A 17,419-nucleotide genomic window follows, 5' to 3' on the forward strand; every position below is an offset into this window, starting at 1 on the left:
CTTTCCCCGCCGCACTGTCACCAGCCTGGAATCCGCCTGAATGTTTTCTGTAAGTCACTCGCCCGACTCCGGCGTCTCCGGCAGCAGCGGCAGTTTCACCCGGAACGTGGCCCCGCCGCCCGGCGTGGCGACCGCCTCGACGGTGCCGTGGTGCGCCGCCACCAGCGCGGCGACGATGGCCAGGCCGAGGCCGGTGCTGGTCGGCCCGGCGGCCCGCCGGGTCCGGGCCGCGTCCACCCGGTAGAACCGCTCGAAGACCCGTTCGGCCTGCTCCGGGGTCAGGCCGGGGCCGGTGTCCGCCACCTCGACCACCGCGACGTTCCCCGCCTCGGCCCGCAGCCGCAGCGTGACCGCGGCGTCCGGCGGGGTGTGGGTGAGCGCGTTGGTCATCAGGTTGCCGATCACCTGCCGCAGCCGGGCGTCGTCACCGAGCACCACCAGCGGGCCCGCGCCCGGTTCCAGCTCCAGTTCGATCCGCCGTTCCGGGTCGACCACCCGGGCCGCCTCCACCGCGTCCGAGGCCAACACCGGTAGCTCCACCGGGGCCAACGCGATCGGCCGTTCCCGGTCCATCCGCGCCAGCAGCAGCAGGTCCTCGACCAGCAGCCCCATCCGGGACGCCTCGTCCTCGATGCGGCGCAGCAGGTCGGCGGTCTGCTCCGGGGCCCGGGCCGCGCCCTGCCGGTACAGCTCGGCGAAGCCCCGGATGGTGGTCAGCGGTGTCCGCAGTTCGTGCGAGGCGTCCGCGATGAACTGCCGCATCCGTTCCTCGGACCGGCGGGCCCGCGCCTCGGACGCCTGCGCCAGGGCGGCGGCGTCCCGGGCGCCCGTCTCGGCGCTGCGCGCCGCCGCCTCGGAGGCGGCCCGCGCGGTGAACGCGGCCTCGATCTGGGCCAGCATCGTGTTCAACGCCCGGGAGAGCCGACCCAGCTCGGAGGTGGGGCAGGGCCGCCCCTCCTCCGGGTCGGGCACCCGCCGGGTCAGGTCGCCGCCGGCGATGGCCCCCGCGGTCCGCTCGATCTCCACAAGCGGCTTGAGGCTGGTACGCACGATGCCCGCGCCCACCGACGCCAGGATGATCAGCACCGCGCCGCCCACCAGCAGGTCTATCCAGATGAGCTGCCGGACCGCGGCGTCGACGGCGGTGAGGTGCTGCCCGAACGCGATGACCCGGCCGTCGGGGAGAGCGGTGTACAGCATCCGCCAGCGGCTCCGGCCGTCCTCGGAGCGCACCGTGAACGGGTCGCCCACCCGCTCCTTGTAGCCGGCGTAGTCGGCGGGGAACCGGGGCAGCTCCGCGTCGCGCAGACCCTCGTAGCGCGACGGCGCGTCCGGCGGCTCGTCGGGCGCCGCCGTGGTCGCCACGTAGTCCGACGGGATATTGACCTTGATCGGGTTCCCGTTCGCCTCTTCCAGGGTGCGGGCCACGTTGAAGGCACCACCGCGGAGCTGGTCGTCGGCCTGCCCGATCAGGTAGTTGCGCAGCAGGAACGCCGTCAGGCTGCTGATCACCACGAGCGCCAGGGCGACCAGCGCGAGGACGGAGGTGACCAGCTTGAGCCGGAGCGGGATCCCGCGCAGCCAGCTCTTCGCGTCGTGGACGGCGTTCACGCCGCCGGCTTGCGCAGCACGTACCCCACCCCACGCAGTGTGTGGATCAGCCGGGGCTGGGTGTTGTCGACCTTGCGCCGCAGGTAGGAGATGTACGACTCGACGATGTTGTCGTCGCCGCGGAAGTCGTAGTTCCAGACGTGGTCGAGGATCTGCGCCTTGCTGAGCACCCGGTTGGCGTTGAGCATCAGGTAGCGCAGCAGCTTGAACTCGGTCGGCGAGAGCTGCACCCGCTGGCCGGCCCGGTGCACCTCGTGGGTCTCCTCGTCCAGCTCCAGGTCGGCGAACGTGAGCCGGGACGGCGCCTGCTCGCCGGTCGCGGTGCGCCGCAGCACGGCCCGGATGCGGGCGGTCAGCTCCTCCAGGCTGAACGGCTTCGTGACGTAGTCGTCGCCGCCCAGCGTCAACCCGCGGATCTTGTCGTCGGTGGCGTCCCGCGCGGTCAGGAACACCACCGGGGTACGCGTACCACCCTCGCGGAGCATCCGGATGACCTCGAAGCCGTCGAGGTCGGGCAGCATCACGTCGAGCACGACCAGGTCGGGCCGGTGATCCTTGGCGGCGTGCAGCGCCGCGCTGCCGCTGGTCGCGGTCGCCACGTCGAAGCCCGCGAAGCGCAGGCTCGCGGAGAGCAGTTCGAGGATGTTGGGATCGTCCTCGACGACGAGCAGTCGAGCCTCGGTGTGGGTAGCCGCCATGGCCCCATCATCCGTGCTCCGGCTGCGGTCGCGCTGGGTGGTGGCTGGAAACAACCTGTGAGCTCAGCGGAGCAGTCGCCGCAGCCCGTCGAGCGCGCCGTCGAGCAGCCGGATCGCGGTCCGGAGCTGGTTGTCGCTGAGCCGCCCGGCCCGCACCAGCGCGCCGACCTCGACGGTGAACGCGGCCAGCCGCTCGTCGAACTCGACGAGCAGCGGCGCCTCCGCCGGTCGGGCCGCCCCGTCGTGGTCACCGAGCCGGGTGGCCGGTGGCGGCGTCCAGCGGCCCTGCCGGGTCTGCCGGGTCACCTCGCGCAGCTCCCGCTTCAGGTCGCGCACCGAGCCGCGTACCTCGGTGCGGATCTCACCGGCCAGCGCGGAGAGGTCCTCGACGGAGGCGCTGATGTCGGCCTCCAGCGTGGCCAGCTCGTCGGCGCGTTGGCGCAGCTCGGCGCGGCCCGCCTCGGTGATCTCGTAGACCTTGCGCCCGCCCACCGCGGTGTGCGTGACCAACTCCTCCACCTCCAGCCGTTGCAGGCGGGGGTAGATGGTGCCGGCGCTGGGCGCGTACAGGCCGAGGAACCGCTCCTCCAGCAGGCGGATCAGCTCGTAGCCGTGCTTCGGCCCGTCGTCGAGGAGCTTGAGCAGGTAGAGCCGGAGCCGCCCGTGGGTGAACACGGCGGTCACGGCAGGTCCTCCACGTCGTCGGCGTCCGCCACCGGGCGGGCCAGCAGCGCGATGCTGCCGGACGTCGCGGACGCCCAGAGCTTACCCGCGCCCCCGCCCAGCACGCCGTGGCTGTCCTTGACCGCGCCGAACCCGTGCTGGCCGCCGCAGATCTGCGGAAAGCCGCTGGTGATCCGGCCGGAGGTGGTGTGCAGGTGCACGCTGAGGTCGCTGTCCTCGCGGACCCGGACGGTGATGCTGCCGGAGATGGCGCTGAGCCGGATCTCGCTGCCCCGCGGGTTGTCCAGGTCGCAGGTGATCGAGCCGGAGACCGCGTGGGCCCGCACCCGTTCGGGCGCGCTGTCGGCCAGGATCAGCTCCCCGGAGACCGTCTCCAGGTCGAGGTCGCCGCCGATGCCGAGCGCCTCCACCGGACCGGAGACCACCTTGGCAGTGGTGCGTCCGCGCAGCCCCATCAGGGTGACCTGGCCCGAGGTGACGTCGACCCGGGTGTCCCGGCGCAGCCCGGAGGCGACCAGCGCGCCGTCGATCAGGTGCAGGTCGGCGAGCGCCTGGGCCGGCACGGCGACCGACACCTCGGCGCGGAACCGGCGGCGGAGCTGACCGAGCCACCAGAGCACGCCCGGCCAGCGGGGCATCCGCTCGTGCCGGACGGTCAGCCGACCGTCGCGCAGCTCGACCACGATCGGCCGGCGGCTGATCCGGGTGACGTCGACCCGGGCCGGGCCGTCGGCGGCGACCACGTTGAGCCGGCCGCTGACCAGCCGCACCTCCAGCCGGGTGACCGGCTCGTCGAGCGTGAGCCGGCGCGGACTGTCGACCGTCCAACTGGCCATGGCGTCCTCCCCTCGCCGACGTGCCGGACGACACGTCGAGTGACGGGAGGAGCATAACGCGATACATCGCGACTCATCAAGACCTGCATCGCGACCGTATCGCGTCTACCCCGAAATCTTGGCACGCGAGATCTTGGTACGAAACGGCCCCCGGAGGGGCCGATGCAGTCCAAGATTCACTCCCGTCCCAGCCTACGGAAGATCCATCTTTGCTGGTGGGAGCGCTGGGCGAAGGGCGAACTGTCAGGCCACCAGATCGACGACCGCCTCGCCGGGCACCGGCATCGCGGGAAGCGGGCGGCTCGCGGGAAACGGGCGGCTCGCGGAGAGCGGGCGGGAGACCCGTGTCCGGATGGGCGGGGCCGGATGGATGGCGACCTCGGCGGCGCGGGCCAGCAGCCGCCGGTCCGCCCCGTCGGCCGGGTGCAGCGCGGCGGCCACGGTCACCGACACGGTCAGGTCCCGGGCCGCCAGCACCCGCCGCAGCGACGCCCAGAGCGTCTCCGCGCCGAGGAAGGCGGGCAGCGTGCTCGCGTCACCGGCGTGCCGGTAGCCGATGCCTAGCGGCACCACCGGCGCCCCGGCGACCACCGCGGCCTCGAACATCGCCGGCCTGAAGCCGCGCGTCGGGCGGCAGCCGGACGGCGCGCCGCACCAGGTGGTGCCCTCCGGGAACACCGCCACCGGATGCCCGGCGCGCAGCGCGTCGGCCACCCGGGCGACGGTGACCGGCAACGCGCGCGGCCGGGACCGGTCCACGAAGATCGTGCCGGCCGCCGCGGCCAACGCGCCCAGCACCGGCCAGCGGCGCACCTCCCGCTTGGCCAGCATCCGGGCCGGCGACACCGCGAGCACGGCGAGGATGTCCAGCCAGGAGACGTGGTTGGCGACCAGCAGGGCACGGCGGCGCGGCGGCCGGCCCCGGACCACCAGCCGCACGCCGAGGGCGCGCAACGTCGTACGGGCCCAGGCGCGCAGCGCGGCCCGCCGGTCGGCCGCCGGCAGCAGCGGCAGCACCGCGGCGAGGCCGGCCCCGACCACGAGCATGACGAGTACGCCGAGCAGCCGGCCGACCCGGCGGAGCGCGGAGACGTCCGGGGCGGCAGCGTGGGGCAGGCACCGCGGCCCGCAGCCGGACGCGGGGCGCCACAGATCGTCGCCGAGCGGTGTCACGACGCCACCTCGCCGAGGAAGTGCCGCAGGTGCCGCGGGTTCATCCGGTCCAGCGAGAAGAGCACGTAGAAGTCGGCGCAGCCGAAGTCCGGGTCGTACGCCGGCTCGCCGCCGATCCAGGCACCGAGCCGCAGGTAGCCGCGGAGCAGCGGCGGGACCAGCGCCCGGCGCTCGGCCGGGGTGAGCGCCGCCGGCGCGGGTGCTGCCGGCGCCTCGGCGAGCCAGGGCCGGCGCGGGGTCACCCGTAGCGGCGGCGGGGCGAGGTGCCGCTCGGTGACCTGCGCCCACACCTCGGCGGCGGCGGTCCCGCCGTCGGCGACCGGCACCGAGGCGCAGCCGCCCAGCCAGCGGGAGCCGCGCAGGTGCAGGTAGCGGCAGATGCCGGCCCACATCAGGTTGATCACGGCGCCGGTGCGGTGGTCGGGATGCACGCAGGAGCGGCCCGCCTCGACCAGGTCGTCGCGCAGCGGGGCCAGTGGGGTCAGGTCGAACTCACCGTCGGCGTACCGGCGGTCGGTGCGGCCGGGCGGCAGCAGGCGGTAGGTGCCGACCACCTCGCCGGTGTCCTCGCGCAGCACCACCAGGTGGTCGCAGTGGGCGTCGAACCCGTCGGTGTCGAGCCCGGCCGCGTCGGGCGGCAGGGTGGCGCCGAGTTCGCCGGCGAACACCTCGTGGCGCAGCCGTTGCGCGGCCGCGACCAGGGTCGGGTCGTCGGCGATCAGCAGGGTGTAACCGCTGGTCGTGATGGGTGCGCCAGCGGCGTGCAGAACAGCCATGGGTCCTGTGTAGGGGCTACGGGTTGCCGGGCCCGGGGTGAGGGGTGTCGATCCGGTGAACGCCGGTCGGCGGCGGCGTGCGGACCCGGGCCGGCGGGTGTGCGAGGCTGCCGGGCGACCACCGGCGACGACGCCGGCGGACCATCATCCGGAGGTGCACGTGCTGGTCGAGGCCCGTTTCCACGGCCCGGACGGTTCCGGCAACGGCGGCTGGAGCGCCGGGATCTTCGCCGCGCTGGTCGACGACCGGGGCCCGGTGCAGGTCACCCTGCGCCGGCCGCCGCCGCTGGACACGCCGCTGACCGCCGCCGACGGCGGTATCCACGATCCGGCGGGCCGGCTGGTCGCCGAGGTACGCCGGGTCGAGCCGGTGGACGCGGTGGTGCCGCCGGTGGACCCGGCCACGGCCGAGGCCGCCGCGCGGGCGTACCCCGGTCTGGTGGACCACCCGTTTCCGCGCTGCTACGTCTGCGGCCCGGACCACCCGGACGGCCTGCGGATCTTTCCCGGCCGGCTGCCGGACGGGCGGACCGCCGCGCCGTTCCGCGCACCGGCCGACGTGGTGCCCGCGACGGTCTGGGCGGCGCTGGACTGCCCGGGCGGCTGGGCGGTGCTCTCCGCCGGCCGCCCGTACGTGCTGGGCCGGATCGCCGCGCAGATCACGGCGCTGCCCCGGCCCGGCGACGCGTGCGTGGTGACCGGGCTCGCGGTCGGCGGCGAGGGGCGGAAGGCCGAGGTGCACACCAGCCTGTACGGTCCGGACGGTGCGCTGCTCGGCCGGGCGCGCGCCACCTGGATCGCGCTCCCGGCCGGCTGATCTCCTCCCTGAGGAGGACGGCGCGTACACATCCCGCCTGATTGACCCGGTTGCACCGGGTTGGAAGGCTGAGCGGGGCGCCTCCGCAACGGCGTCCCACCGGCGTGCGTCCAGCGCGCCGGGGCAGGAGAGGAGAATGATGTCCGACGGGCAGCCACGCCCCAGTGCCGCGACCGGCCAGATCATCGTGTCCGGCTTGACCAAGCAATACAAGAACGTCCGCGCGGTCGACAACCTGTCGTTCACGGTCGAGCCGGGTCGGGTCACCGGCTTCCTCGGCCCGAACGGCGCCGGTAAGACGACCACGCTGCGCATGTTGCTCAACCTGGTCACGCCGACCGCCGGCACGGCCACCATCGGCGGCCACCGGTACGCCGACCTGACCGACCCGCTGCGGACGGTCGGCGCGGTGCTGGAGGCGTCCAGCGCGCACAAGGGCCGCACCGGCATCAACCACCTGCGGGTGATCTGCGCGGCGGCCGGCCTGCCGAAGTCGCGGGCGGACGAGGCGTTGGCCCTGGTCGGGCTCTCTCCGGCGGCGAAGCGCAAGTTCAAGGGCTACTCGCTGGGCATGAAGCAGCGGCTCGGGATCGCCGCCGCGATGCTGGGCAACCCGCAGGTGCTGATCCTGGACGAGCCGGCCAACGGCCTGGACCCGGAGGGCATCCGCTGGATGCGGGGCTTCCTCAAGGGCCTGGCCGCCGAGGGCCGGACGGTGCTGGTCTCCAGCCACCTGCTCTCCGAGATGCAGCTCCTCGCCGACGACGTGGTGATCATCGCGGCCGGCAAGCTGGTCCGGCAGGGCCCGGTCGAGCAGGTGATGGGCTCGATGACGCACGGCGCCCGGATCCGGGTGCGCACCCCGCAGGCGGACGAGCTGGCCGCCGCGCTGCGCGAGCAGTCCGCCACCGTCGACGCCGACCCGAACGGCGCGCTGCTGGTCAGCGGCGTGGACGCGCCGACCGTGGGCCGGATCGCGCTGGCCGCGAAGGTGGAGCTGCACGAGCTGACCACCGAACGTCCCGACCTCGAAGGGGTCTTCCTGGAGCTGACGGCCGGAAAGGCGGAGATCCGATGACGCTGGTCCGATCCGAACTGCTCAAGATCCGTACCACCAGCACCTGGTGGGTCTTCGGGCTGATCAGCCTGCCCTTGTGGGCGCTGGCGCTGGGCTTCAACTGGTTGCAGACCGACGCCCTGACCAGTGGGAACGTGGGCGACGTGTCGGGCGAGCAGGCCGACCAGATCCAGGCGGTCTCCAGCGCCGACAGCATCGCCGCCAACCTCTACACCAACGGCCAGTTCTTCGGCCTGCTCATCGTGATGCTGCTCGGCATCGTGGTGGTGACAAGCGAGTTCTTCCACCAGACGGTGACCACCACGTTCCTCACCGCCCCGCACCGCACCGCGGTGATGCTGGCCAAGCTCGCCGCCGCCGGCGTGCTGGCGCTCTGCTTCTGGATCGTCACCACGGTGCTCAACCTGATCTTCGCACCGTTGATCCTGAACGCGGTGGACGTCGGCTCGCAGCTCGACAGCGGGGCGGTCTGGCGCGCGGTCGCGCTCAACGGGCTGGCCTACCTGCTCTGGTCCGTGCTCGGCGTCGGCCTCGGCGTGCTGATCCGCAGCCAGATCGGCGCCACCGTGACCGGCATCCTGCTCTACCTGGGCGGCACCATCGGCGCGGCCATCGCGATCGGCCTGCTGGCGGAGCGGTTCGGCGACTGGATCAACGAGCTCCAGTTGCTGGTGCCGTCGCTGGCCTCCGGCCTGATGGTGAGCGGCGCCGAGATCCCCGGCAACCCGCCGCGCTGGGCCGGCGCGGCGGTGCTGATCGGGTACGCGGTGGTGACCGGCGTGATCGGTGTGCTGACCATCCGGCGACGCGACATCTCCTGATCCGTCGTTCGGATTCGGCCCCGGTCGGTGACCCGTGTCACCGACCGGGGCCGTCGTCGGCTAGCAGGAGTCGGGACGACACGCAGCGTTTGCCGAACTTCTGGCATCTTCTGTGAAACGGGCCACCAGCCGGAGGCGAGAATGCCGGTGGCAATCGCACGGCGTAGCCTGGGATCCGTCCCCTGTGCGCCGGAGTGCCGGGCACGGGGCCCCACCGCGTGACATTCACAACCGCGTGAAAGAGGCGATTAGCGGCCGTGTCGACCCAGCAGACATCGCAGGAGAACCCACTGGCGGGTTTCGGCCCGAACGAGTGGATCGTCGAGGAGATGTACCAGCGCTACCTCGCCGACCCGTCGAGCGTCGACTCGGCCTGGCACGACTTCTTCGCCGACTACCGGCCGGCGCCGGGCGCGGCGACCCCGCGCCCGGACGGCCAGGCCAAGCCCGCGGCCAAGCCGGCCGCCCGGCCGGAGCCCGCCGAGCAGCAGGAGGCCGTCGCCACGGTCACCGAGCAGCCGGCCCCCGCCAGGGCCGAGCCCGCGCCGGCGAAGCCCGCCGCGAAGCCGGCGACGAAGGCGCCCGAGCCGGCCCCGGCGAAGAAGGCCGCCCCGGCCAAGCCGGCCGCCGCCAAGGCGCCGGCCGCGAGCGCCGCCGGCACCACCCCGCTGCGGGGCGTCGCCGCCAAGATCGTCCAGAACATGGACGCGTCGCTCGCCGTCCCGACCGCCACCAGCGTGCGCGCGGTCCCGGCGAAGCTGCTCGTCGACAATCGCATCGTGATCAACAACCACCTCGCCCGTGGCCGCGGTGGCAAGGTCAGCTTCACCCACCTGATCGGGTACGCGATGGTCCGGGCGCTGATCGAGCACCCGGAGATGAACAACTCCTTCGCCGAGGTCGACGGCAAGCCGGCGATGCTCCGGCCGGAGCACGTCAACCTGGGCATCGCCATCGACCTGGCCAAGCCGGACGGCTCCCGCAACCTGGTCGTGCCGTCCATCAAGGCCTGCGAGCAGATGGACTTCCGGCAGTTCTGGCAGGCGTACGAGGACGTGGTCCGGCGCGCCCGCCGCAACGAGCTGACCATGGAGGACTACTCCGGCACCACCATCTCGCTGACCAACCCGGGCGGCATCGGCACGGTGCACTCGATCCCGCGTCTGATGCAGGGGCAGAGCGCCATCATCGGCGTCGGCGCGATGGAGTACCCGGCCCCCTACCAGGGCATGAGCGAGGCCACCCTGGCCGACCTCGCGGTCAGCAAGGTCATCACGCTGACCAGCACGTACGACCACCGGATCATCCAGGGCGCGCAGTCCGGCGAGTTCCTGAAGGTGATGCACGAGCTGCTGCTCGGCGAGCACGGCTTCTACGACGAGATCTTCACCTCGCTGCGCATCCCGTACGAGCCGGTGCGCTGGATGCGCGACGTGGCCGTCGACAGCGAAGGCCAGATCAACAAGACCGCGCGGGTGCACGAGCTGATCCACGCGTACCGGGTGCGCGGTCACCTGATGGCCGACACCGACCCGCTCGAGTTCAAGATCCGCAAGCACCCGGACCTGGACGTGCTCCAGCACGGGCTCACGCTGTGGGACCTGGACCGCGTCTTCCCGGTCAACGGTTTCGCCGGCAAGCAGCGGATGAAGCTGCGTTCGATCCTCGGCGTGCTGCGGGACTCCTACTGCCGCCGGGTCGGCATCGAGTACATGCACATCCAGGACCCGGAGGAGCGGCGCTGGATCCAGGAGCGGGTCGAGCGCAAGTACGAGAAGCCCAGCTCCGACGAGCAGAAGCACGTGCTCAACCGGCTCAACGCGGCCGAGGCGTTCGAGACGTTCCTCCAGACCAAGTACGTCGGCCAGAAGCGCTTCTCGCTGGAGGGCGGCGAGTCGCTGATCCCGCTGCTCGGTGAGGTGCTGGAGTCCTCCGCCGAGGCCGGGCTGGACGAGGTCGTCATCGGCATGGCCCACCGCGGCCGGCTCAACGTGCTGGCCAACATCGTCGGCAAGCCGTACGAGAAGATCTTCTCCGAGTTCGAGGGGCACCTCGACCCGCGGTCCACGCAGGGCTCCGGCGACGTGAAGTACCACCTCGGCCAGAACGGCAAGTTCACCACCCCGGACGGCGACCACGCGGTCAAGGTGTCGGTGGTGGCGAACCCGTCGCACCTGGAGGCCGTCGACCCGGTGCTGGAGGGCATCGTCCGGGCCAAGCAGGACCGGATCGACCTCAAGCTGGAGGGGTACACCGTGCTGCCGCTGGCGGTGCACGGTGACGCCGCCTTCGCCGGCCAGGGCGTGGTCGCCGAGACGCTCAACCTGTCCCAGCTGCGCGGCTACCGCACCGGCGGCACCGTGCACGTGGTGGTCAACAACCAGGTCGGCTTCACCACCGCCCCGGAGTACAGCCGGTCCAGCCTCTACAGCACCGACGTGGCCCGGATGATCCAGGCGCCGATCTTCCACGTCAACGGCGACGACCCCGAGGCCGTGGTCCGGGTCGCCCGGCTGGCCTTCGAGTACCGGCAGGCGTTCAACAAGGACGTCGTGATCGACCTGGTCTGCTACCGCCGGCGCGGGCACAACGAGGGCGACGACCCGTCGATGTCCAACCCGCAGATGTACAAGATCATTGACTCGAAGCGGTCGGTCCGCAAGCTCTACACCGAGGAGCTGATCGGGCGCGGTGACATCACCGTGGAGGACGCCGAGGAGCTGCTGCGGGACTACCAGGCACAGCTCGAACGCGTCTTCAAGGCCACCCGGGACGCGGCCACCACGCCGCGCCAGCTCAGCCGCCCGAAGCGGGAGGAGGAGCCGGAGCCGCAGGTCGACACCGCGACCGACGCCTCCGTGGTCAAGGCGATCGGCGAGGCGCACGTCAACCTGCCGGAGGGCTTCACCCCGCACAAGCGCATCCAGCAGCTCCTGGAGCGGCGCCGGAAGATGTCCGTCGAGGGCAACATCGACTGGGGCTTCGGCGAGATCATCGCGTTCGGCGCGCTGCTGCACGACGGCGTCACCGTCCGGCTCGCCGGGCAGGACTCGCGCCGCGGCACGTTCGTCCAGCGGCACGCCTCGATCGTCGACGCCCGCACCGGCGACGACTACCTGCCGCTGAAGACGTTCACCGCCGACGGCGAGCGGTCCCGCTTCTTCGTGCACGACTCGCTGCTCTCCGAGTACGCCGCCATGGGCTTCGAGTACGGCTACTCGGTGGAGAACGTCAACGCGCTGGTGGCCTGGGAGGCCCAGTTCGGTGACTTCGTCAACGGCGCCCAGTCGGTGATCGACGAGTTCATCTCCTCCGGCGAGGTGAAGTGGGGCCAGCGCTCCGCGGTCACCCTGCTGCTGCCGCACGGCCACGAGGGCCAGGGGCCGGACCACACCTCCGGCCGGCCGGAGCGCTTCCTCCAGCTCTGCGCCGAGGACAACATGCGGGTGGCCATCCCGACCACCCCGGCGAGCTACTTCCACCTGCTGCGCCGGCAGGCGCTGTCGCCCAAGCGCAAGCCGCTTGTGGTGTTCACGCCGAAGTCCCTGCTGCGGCACAAGCTGTGCGTGTCGCCGGTGGAGGACTTCACCACGGGCACGTTCCAGCCCGTGCTGGCCGACACCGCCGCCCCGGCGCCGGAGCAGGTCAAGCGCGTGCTGCTCTGCTCGGGCAAGGTCTACTACGACCTGTTCCAGGCCCGGCAGGAGCGCGGCGTCACCGACACCGTGATCCTCCGGATGGAGCAGCTCTACCCGCTGCCGGTCGACGAGGTCCGGACCGCGCTGGCGCAGTACCCGAACGCCGAGGACTTCGCCTGGGTCCAGGAGGAGCCGGCCAACCAGGGCGCCTGGTCGTTCGTGGCGCTCAACCTGCTGGAGCACCTGCCCGAGGTCCGGCTGCGCCGCATCTCCCGGCCGTCCGCCGCCGCTCCGGCGGTCGGCTCGGCGAAGATGCACGAGGTCGAGCAGAACGCGCTGATCGAGGCGGCCCTGCCCCGCCCGTGACACCCCGACGCAGCGGCCCGTCCCTCCACCGGGGCGGGCCGCTGCCGTACGACGAGAGGACGACCGTGTACTTCACCGACCGTGGCATCGAGGAGCTGGTCGAGCGCCGGGGCGACGAGCAGGTCAGCCTGGAGTGGCTGGGCGAGCGCCTGCGCGACTTCGTGGACCTGAACCCGGAGTTCGAGACGCCGATCGAGCGGTTCGCCACCTGGCTGGCCCGCCTGGACGACGAGGATGACGAGTGACTGTTCGCGTTTGACTAGTTCCGCTGCGTGACGTCCACTGTTGAGGTATGGACCCCGGGAACCGCAAGCCACCGCAGGACGCGGTGACCGTACGCCACCTGCGCCTCGGCATCGGATCGGTGGGCCTCGCGCTGCCGGTCGTGCTGGTGGTCGGCCACGTCGCCGCCACCCGACGCCTCACCCTGCTGGACTCGCTCAGCGGGTACTACCACTCCGAGATGCGGGACGTCTTCGTCGGCGCGATGTGCGCCGTCGGCGTCTTCCTGATCAGCTACCGGTACCGCCGGCCGGAGGACCTGCTGGGCACCTGCGCCGGCGTACTGGCGATCGTGGTGGCGCTCTTCCCCACCGCGACGGGCGTGCCGGCCGCCACGGTCGACGGCGTCGACCGGACGGCCGGCGTGGTGCACCAGGTCGCCGCCGCCGGACTCTTCGCCCTGCTCGCGGTCTTCTGCCTGGTCCTCTTCGTCCGCCCGGACCGGGCCGGGGTGCCGCCCCGGCGCGCGGCGCAGGTCTTCTACCGGGCCTGCGGCGGGCTCATCCTGCTCGCCGTCGCGCTCGCGCTGGCCAGCACGCGGCTCCCGGCCGAGGTTCGGCACACGCTCAAGCCGGTGCTGTGGTGCGAGACGCTCGCCGTCTTCGCCTTCGGCGCGGCCTGGGTGGCGAAGAGCGACGCGCTGCTGCGCGCCGCCGAGCCGGTCGGCGGGCCCGACGTCCCCGAGCCCCGGACGACCACGCCGGCGTGACCGACGGTCAGGCGGCGGCCCGCCGCGCGGTCGCGTCGAGATTTCCGGTACGCCGCAGCTTCTGCCAGCCCAGCCGGCCACTGGTCAACGCGGTGACCACCGACTGGATCAGCACCAGGTACATCAACTGCCGGTAGACGAACTGCTGCAACGGCAGCACCCACCCCACGCGATCTTGCAGTTGCTGCCCCGGCAACTGCCGCTTTCCGGTCGCACGAGGGGCCGCAACCGCAAGATCGGCGGGAGGAGGAGGCGGGGACAAGGACCCGGGCGGAGGGCTGGGCGATCTTGTAGCGTGAGGTCGTGGCGCGCAGCGTGTACCTGACCGGCGTGGGGTCCGGCGGAGGAAAGTCGACGGTGGCGCTCGGCCTGGCCGAGCTGCTGTCCCGGCAGGTCGAGCGGATCGGCGCGTTCCGGCCGCTGGTCGCCGGCGGTGAGACCCCGGACCCGATCCTGGCCCTGCTCACCGAGCGCTACCGGGTGGAACTGCCGGTCGCCGAGCTGCACGGCGCGACGTACGCCGAAGCCACCGCGCTTGTCACGAACGGCCGGCGGGAGGAGCTGATCTCGGCGATCGTGGCCCGCTACCGCGAGGTGGAGCGGCGCTGCCCCGCCGTCGTGGTGGTCGGCAGCGACTTCGCCGACGGGGACGGCGCCGGCCCCCGCGAGCTGGCCTTCAACGCCCGCCTGGCGATCGAGTTCGGCAGCGTCGTGGTGCCCGTGGTGGACGGGTTCGACCAGCCGCCCGAGGCCATCGCGGCGGCGATGCGCGGCGCGTACCACGATCTGGCCGACCTCGGCGCGACAGTGGTGGCGGTGGTCGCCAACCGGGTGCCCGGCCCGATGACGCTGCCCGAGCTGCCGGTCCCCGCGTACGCGATCCCGGAGGTGCCGACCGTCTCCGCCCCGACGGTGGCCGAGGTGGCGACCGCGCTCGACGCCACCCGGCTCGCCGGCGACCGGGCCGCGCTGGACCGCGACGTGCTCGACTACGTGGTCGGCGCGGCGCACGTGCCGACGCTGCTGGACCACCTCACCGACGGCGCGCTGGTGATCACCCCGGGCGACCGGGCCGACCTGCTGGTCGCCGCCGGCGCCGCCCACGTGGCCGGGCAGGTGTCGCTGGCCGGGCTGGTGCTCACGCTCGGCGAGCAGCCCGACCCGCGCGCCATGCGGCTGGTCGAGCGGATGAACACCGGGCTGGCGGTGCTGTCGGTGACCAGCGACAGCTACGACACCGTCGAGGCGTCCAGCCGGATCGAGGGCCGCCCCAGCACCGCCAACCCGCGCAAGGTCGAGGCGGCCCTGGGCGCGTTCGAGCGCTGCGTGGACACCGACGACCTGGCCGCCCGGCTCCGGGTCACCCGCTCCGCGCGGGTCACCCCGCTGATGTTCGAGAACGACCTCATCGACCGGGCGCGGGCCCGACGCCGCCGGCTGGTGCTGCCCGAGGGCGCCGAGGAGCGCATCCTGCGCGCGGCGGAGGTGCTGCTGCGCCGCGGCGTCGCCGAGCTGACGCTGCTCGGGCGGCCGGACGAGATCGCCCGGCGGACCCGCGAGCTGGGCGTCGACGTCGGCGACGCGCAGCTCGTCGACCCGACGACCAGCGAGTGGCGCGACGAGTTCGCCGCCGCGTACGCGAAGCTGCGCGCCCACCGGGGCATGACGCCGGAGCTGGCGCACGACATCGTGGCGCAGCCCAACTACTTCGGCACCATGATGGTGCAGGCCGGCCGCGCCGACGGGATGGTCTCCGGCGCCACCCACACCACGGCCGCCACCATCCGGCCGGCCTTCGAGATCATCCGGACCGTGCCCGGCGTCTCGGTCGCGTCCAGCGTCTTCTTCATGCTGCTCGCCGACCGGGTGCTGGTCTACGGCGACTGCGCGGTCAACCCCGACCCGGACGCCGCCCAGCTCGCCGACATCGCCATCTCCTCGGCCGACACCGCGGCCCGGTTCGGCATCGAGCCGCGGGTGGCGATGCTGTCGTACTCCACCGGCAGCTCCGGCGCGGGCGCGGACGTGGAGAAGGTCGCGGCGGCCACCGAGCTGGTCCGGAAACGCCGGCCGGAACTGCTGGTCGAGGGGCCGATCCAGTACGACGCGGCGATCGACCCGCAGGTGGCCGCCACCAAGCTGCCGGACAGCCCGGTGGCGGGCCGGGCCACCGTGTTCATCTTCCCGGACCTGAACACCGGCAACAACACGTACAAGGCGGTGCAGCGCTCGGCCGGCGCGGTGGCGGTCGGCCCGGTCATGCAGGGCCTGCGCCGACCGGTCAACGACCTGTCCCGGGGCGCGACCGTGCCGGACATCGTCAACACGGTGGCGATCACCGCCATCCAGGCCGCCACGGAGGCGTCGGAATGAGCCGCATCCTGGTCCTCAACAGCGGATCCTCATCGGTCAAGTACCGGCTGTACGACGGCGACGAGGTGCTCGACAAGGGCACCGTGGAGCGGGTCGGCGAGCCGGGCGGCGGGCCGGCCGACCACGAGAGCGCAGTCCGGGAGATCATCGAGCGGCTCGACCTCGACGGGCTGGCCGGCGTCGGGCACCGGGTGGTGCACGGCGGACGGCGGTTCAGCGCCCCGGTGCTGATCGACGACGCGGTCGTCGCCGGGATCGAGGACCTCGTCCCGCTGGCCCCGCTGCACAACCCGGCCAACCTGGCCGGCATCCGGGTCGCCCGGGAGGCGCTGCCGGACACCCCGCAGGTGGCCGTCTTCGACACCGCGTTCCACCACACGCTCCCCGAGGCCGCCGCCACGTACGCGATCGACCGGGCCACCGCCGAGCGGTACGACATCCGCCGTTACGGTTTCCACGGCACCTCGCACGCGTACGTGTCGCGGCGGGCCGCCGAACTGCTCGGCCGGCCGTACGCCGAGCTGAACACCATCACGCTGCACCTGGGCAACGGGGCGAGCGCGTGCGCGGTGCGGGGCGGTCGCAGCGTGGCCACCTCGATGGGCATGTCCCCGCTGGAGGGCCTGGTGATGGGCACCCGCAGCGGCGACCTCGACCCGACAGTCATCTTCCACCTGCGCCGCGAGGCGGGGATGGGCGTGGACGAGATCGACGACCTGCTCAACCACCGCAGCGGCCTGCTCGGGCTGACCGGTGTCAACGACATGCGGGAGGTGCTGGCCCGCCGGGACGCCGACGACCCGGCCGCGGCGCTGGCGTTCGACGTCTACTGCCGGCGGATCACCGGCTACGTGGGCGCGTACTACGCGCTGCTCGGACGCGTCGACGCGATCGCGTTCACCGCCGGGGTCGGCGAGCACGCCGCTCCGGTGCGGGCCGCGTCGCTGGCCGGCCTGGAGCGGCTCGGCATCGCCGTCGACCCGGCCCGCAACGACGACACCGGTGACCGGCTGATCTCGCCGACCGGTGCCGAGGTCGCGGTGCTCGTGGTCGGCACCGACGAGGAGCGGGAGATCGCCCGGGAGACCCGCGAGGTGCTCGCCGCCTGATCGCGGTCGACGCCACCGCGCCACCGCGTCGTCGAGGTCCGTCGTCCCGGCGCGTCCGTCGCCACGCCGACATCCCGGCGCGGACGGCGCCACGCCGACATCCCGGCGCGGACAGCGCCACTCCGTCGTCCCGGCGCGGACAGCGCCACGGCGTGCCGGCGTGGACCAGCGCCACGGCTCACCGGCCGTGGGGGCCGGGTCAGCCCAGGGCGACCCAGGCGACCAGGGCGACGACCACCACGGCGACGACGGCGAGACCGGCGATCAACGGCAACCGGGACGGCGCGGGCGCCGCCGCGGCCGGCTCGGGCGTGTCCACGAAAGCGCGGAACTGCGCGGTGTTGCCGCTGGGGTCGGTGTAGTTCTCAGCCATGCGGGTGACCCTAGCGAAGCCCACCGCCCACCCGTGCCCCGCCGGGCCGGACTCGGCCTGCCCGGGCGGCCGGGG

15 protein-coding genes and 1 pseudogene are annotated in these 17,419 nt (G+C 73.0%); 8 read left to right on the top strand and 8 right to left on the bottom strand.

The genetic code is table 11. The features are described from left to right. Positions 1-54 precede the first annotated feature (54 nt). The 6 genes from TPA0908_RS12845 to TPA0908_RS12870 all read right to left on the bottom strand — a co-directional run bounded on the left by TPA0908_RS12845 (position 55) and on the right by TPA0908_RS12870 (position 5,778). Positions 55-1,611 (bottom strand): sensor histidine kinase, encoded by a 1,557-nt coding sequence (locus TPA0908_RS12845; protein WP_281937708.1) that lies wholly within the window; start codon positions 1,609-1,611, stop codon positions 55-57. Then, positions 1,608-2,309 (bottom strand): response regulator transcription factor, encoded by a 702-nt coding sequence (locus tag TPA0908_RS12850; RefSeq protein WP_107160940.1) that lies wholly within the window; start codon positions 2,307-2,309, stop codon positions 1,608-1,610. The genes TPA0908_RS12845 and TPA0908_RS12850 overlap by 4 nt, the downstream gene beginning before the upstream one ends. A gap of 63 nt (positions 2,310-2,372) precedes the next feature. Then, entirely contained in the window at positions 2,373-2,993 is a 621-nt protein-coding gene (locus TPA0908_RS12855) for a PadR family transcriptional regulator (RefSeq protein WP_281937712.1), read from the bottom strand. Continuing rightward, complete coding sequence (locus TPA0908_RS12860) at positions 2,990-3,829, bottom strand: DUF4097 family beta strand repeat-containing protein (RefSeq protein WP_281937714.1); 840 nt, start codon at positions 3,827-3,829, stop codon at positions 2,990-2,992. The genes TPA0908_RS12855 and TPA0908_RS12860 overlap by 4 nt, the downstream gene beginning before the upstream one ends. Positions 3,830-4,072: 243 nt before the next feature. Then, the gene (locus TPA0908_RS12865) at positions 4,073-5,002 is read right to left on the bottom strand and encodes a lysophospholipid acyltransferase family protein (RefSeq protein ID WP_281937715.1); all 930 of its coding nucleotides are present in this window, start codon (positions 5,000-5,002) and stop codon (positions 4,073-4,075) included. Then, positions 4,999-5,778 (bottom strand): GNAT family N-acetyltransferase, encoded by a 780-nt coding sequence (locus TPA0908_RS12870; RefSeq protein ID WP_281937716.1) that lies wholly within the window; start codon positions 5,776-5,778, stop codon positions 4,999-5,001. The genes TPA0908_RS12865 and TPA0908_RS12870 overlap by 4 nt, the downstream gene beginning before the upstream one ends. Positions 5,779-5,938: 160 nt before the next feature. Here TPA0908_RS12870 and TPA0908_RS12875 point away from each other — a divergent pair, with 160 nt between their 5' ends. The 6 genes from TPA0908_RS12875 (at position 5,939) to TPA0908_RS12900 (ending at position 13,489) form a co-directional block, all read left to right on the top strand. Further along, positions 5,939-6,595 (top strand): hypothetical protein, encoded by a 657-nt coding sequence (locus tag TPA0908_RS12875; RefSeq protein WP_281938586.1) that lies wholly within the window; start codon positions 5,939-5,941, stop codon positions 6,593-6,595. 136 nt (positions 6,596-6,731) lie between these two features. Further along, complete coding sequence (locus TPA0908_RS12880; protein WP_374709205.1) at positions 6,732-7,673, top strand: ABC transporter ATP-binding protein; 942 nt, start codon at positions 6,732-6,734, stop codon at positions 7,671-7,673. Continuing rightward, entirely contained in the window at positions 7,670-8,494 is an 825-nt protein-coding gene (locus TPA0908_RS12885; RefSeq protein ID WP_281937719.1) for an ABC transporter permease, read from the top strand. The genes TPA0908_RS12880 and TPA0908_RS12885 overlap by 4 nt, the downstream gene beginning before the upstream one ends. A 257-nt stretch (positions 8,495-8,751) precedes the next feature. Continuing rightward, positions 8,752-12,498, top strand: a complete 3,747-nt coding sequence (locus TPA0908_RS12890; RefSeq protein ID WP_281937721.1) for a multifunctional oxoglutarate decarboxylase/oxoglutarate dehydrogenase thiamine pyrophosphate-binding subunit/dihydrolipoyllysine-residue succinyltransferase subunit — start codon at positions 8,752-8,754, stop codon at positions 12,496-12,498. A 65-nt stretch (positions 12,499-12,563) separates the two neighbouring features. Next, positions 12,564-12,743 carry a DUF6104 family protein gene (locus TPA0908_RS12895; RefSeq protein WP_089009804.1) on the top strand — a complete coding sequence of 60 codons (180 nt, stop codon included), beginning with the start codon at positions 12,564-12,566 and terminating at the stop codon, positions 12,741-12,743. Positions 12,744-12,790: 47 nt separating this feature from the next. Further along, positions 12,791-13,489, top strand: coding sequence for a hypothetical protein (locus TPA0908_RS12900; protein ID WP_281937726.1), 699 nt, complete (start codon positions 12,791-12,793; stop codon positions 13,487-13,489). A 7-nt stretch (positions 13,490-13,496) separates the two neighbouring features. Here the strand turns inward: TPA0908_RS12900 and TPA0908_RS12905 are convergent. Beyond that, positions 13,497-13,652 (bottom strand): annotated as a pseudogene (locus tag TPA0908_RS12905) (glycosyltransferase family 2 protein); the annotation flags it as partial. A 140-nt stretch (positions 13,653-13,792) separates the two neighbouring features. Here TPA0908_RS12905 and pta point away from each other — a divergent pair. Continuing rightward, positions 13,793-15,862, top strand: coding sequence for a phosphate acetyltransferase (gene pta / locus TPA0908_RS12910; RefSeq protein WP_281937728.1), 2,070 nt, complete (start codon positions 13,793-13,795; stop codon positions 15,860-15,862). Further along, positions 15,859-16,971: an acetate/propionate family kinase gene (locus TPA0908_RS12915; protein WP_281937729.1), complete on the top strand. Its 1,113-nt coding sequence runs from the start codon at positions 15,859-15,861 to the stop codon at positions 16,969-16,971. The genes pta and TPA0908_RS12915 overlap by 4 nt, the downstream gene beginning before the upstream one ends. Positions 16,972-17,170: 199 nt before the next feature. Here TPA0908_RS12915 and TPA0908_RS12920 read toward each other — a convergent pair whose 3' ends face one another. Beyond that, complete coding sequence (locus TPA0908_RS12920; RefSeq protein WP_281937731.1) at positions 17,171-17,344, bottom strand: hypothetical protein; 174 nt, start codon at positions 17,342-17,344, stop codon at positions 17,171-17,173. Between the last annotated feature and the right edge of the window lie 75 nt (positions 17,345-17,419).

Source organism: Micromonospora sp. AKA38 (assembly GCF_027925725.1).
Taxonomy (GTDB): domain Bacteria; phylum Actinomycetota; class Actinomycetes; order Mycobacteriales; family Micromonosporaceae; genus Micromonospora.

Excerpts from the sequence above, each read along its gene's own strand:
- TPA0908_RS12860 (WP_281937714.1), bottom strand. The coding sequence starts at position 3,829 with ATGGCCAGTTGGACGGTCGACAGTCCGCGCCGGCTCACGCTCGACGAG.
- TPA0908_RS12900 (WP_281937726.1), top strand. The coding sequence starts at position 12,791 with ATGGACCCCGGGAACCGCAAGCCACCGCAGGACGCGGTGACCGTACGC.
- TPA0908_RS12915 (WP_281937729.1), top strand. The coding sequence starts at position 15,859 with ATGAGCCGCATCCTGGTCCTCAACAGCGGATCCTCATCGGTCAAGTAC.
- TPA0908_RS12880 (WP_374709205.1), top strand. The coding sequence starts at position 6,732 with ATGATGTCCGACGGGCAGCCACGCCCCAGTGCCGCGACCGGCCAGATC.
- TPA0908_RS12850 (WP_107160940.1), bottom strand. The coding sequence starts at position 2,309 with ATGGCGGCTACCCACACCGAGGCTCGACTGCTCGTCGTCGAGGACGAT.
- TPA0908_RS12920 (WP_281937731.1), bottom strand. The coding sequence starts at position 17,344 with ATGGCTGAGAACTACACCGACCCCAGCGGCAACACCGCGCAGTTCCGC.
- TPA0908_RS12870 (WP_281937716.1), bottom strand. The coding sequence starts at position 5,778 with ATGGCTGTTCTGCACGCCGCTGGCGCACCCATCACGACCAGCGGTTAC.
- TPA0908_RS12885 (WP_281937719.1), top strand. The coding sequence starts at position 7,670 with ATGACGCTGGTCCGATCCGAACTGCTCAAGATCCGTACCACCAGCACC.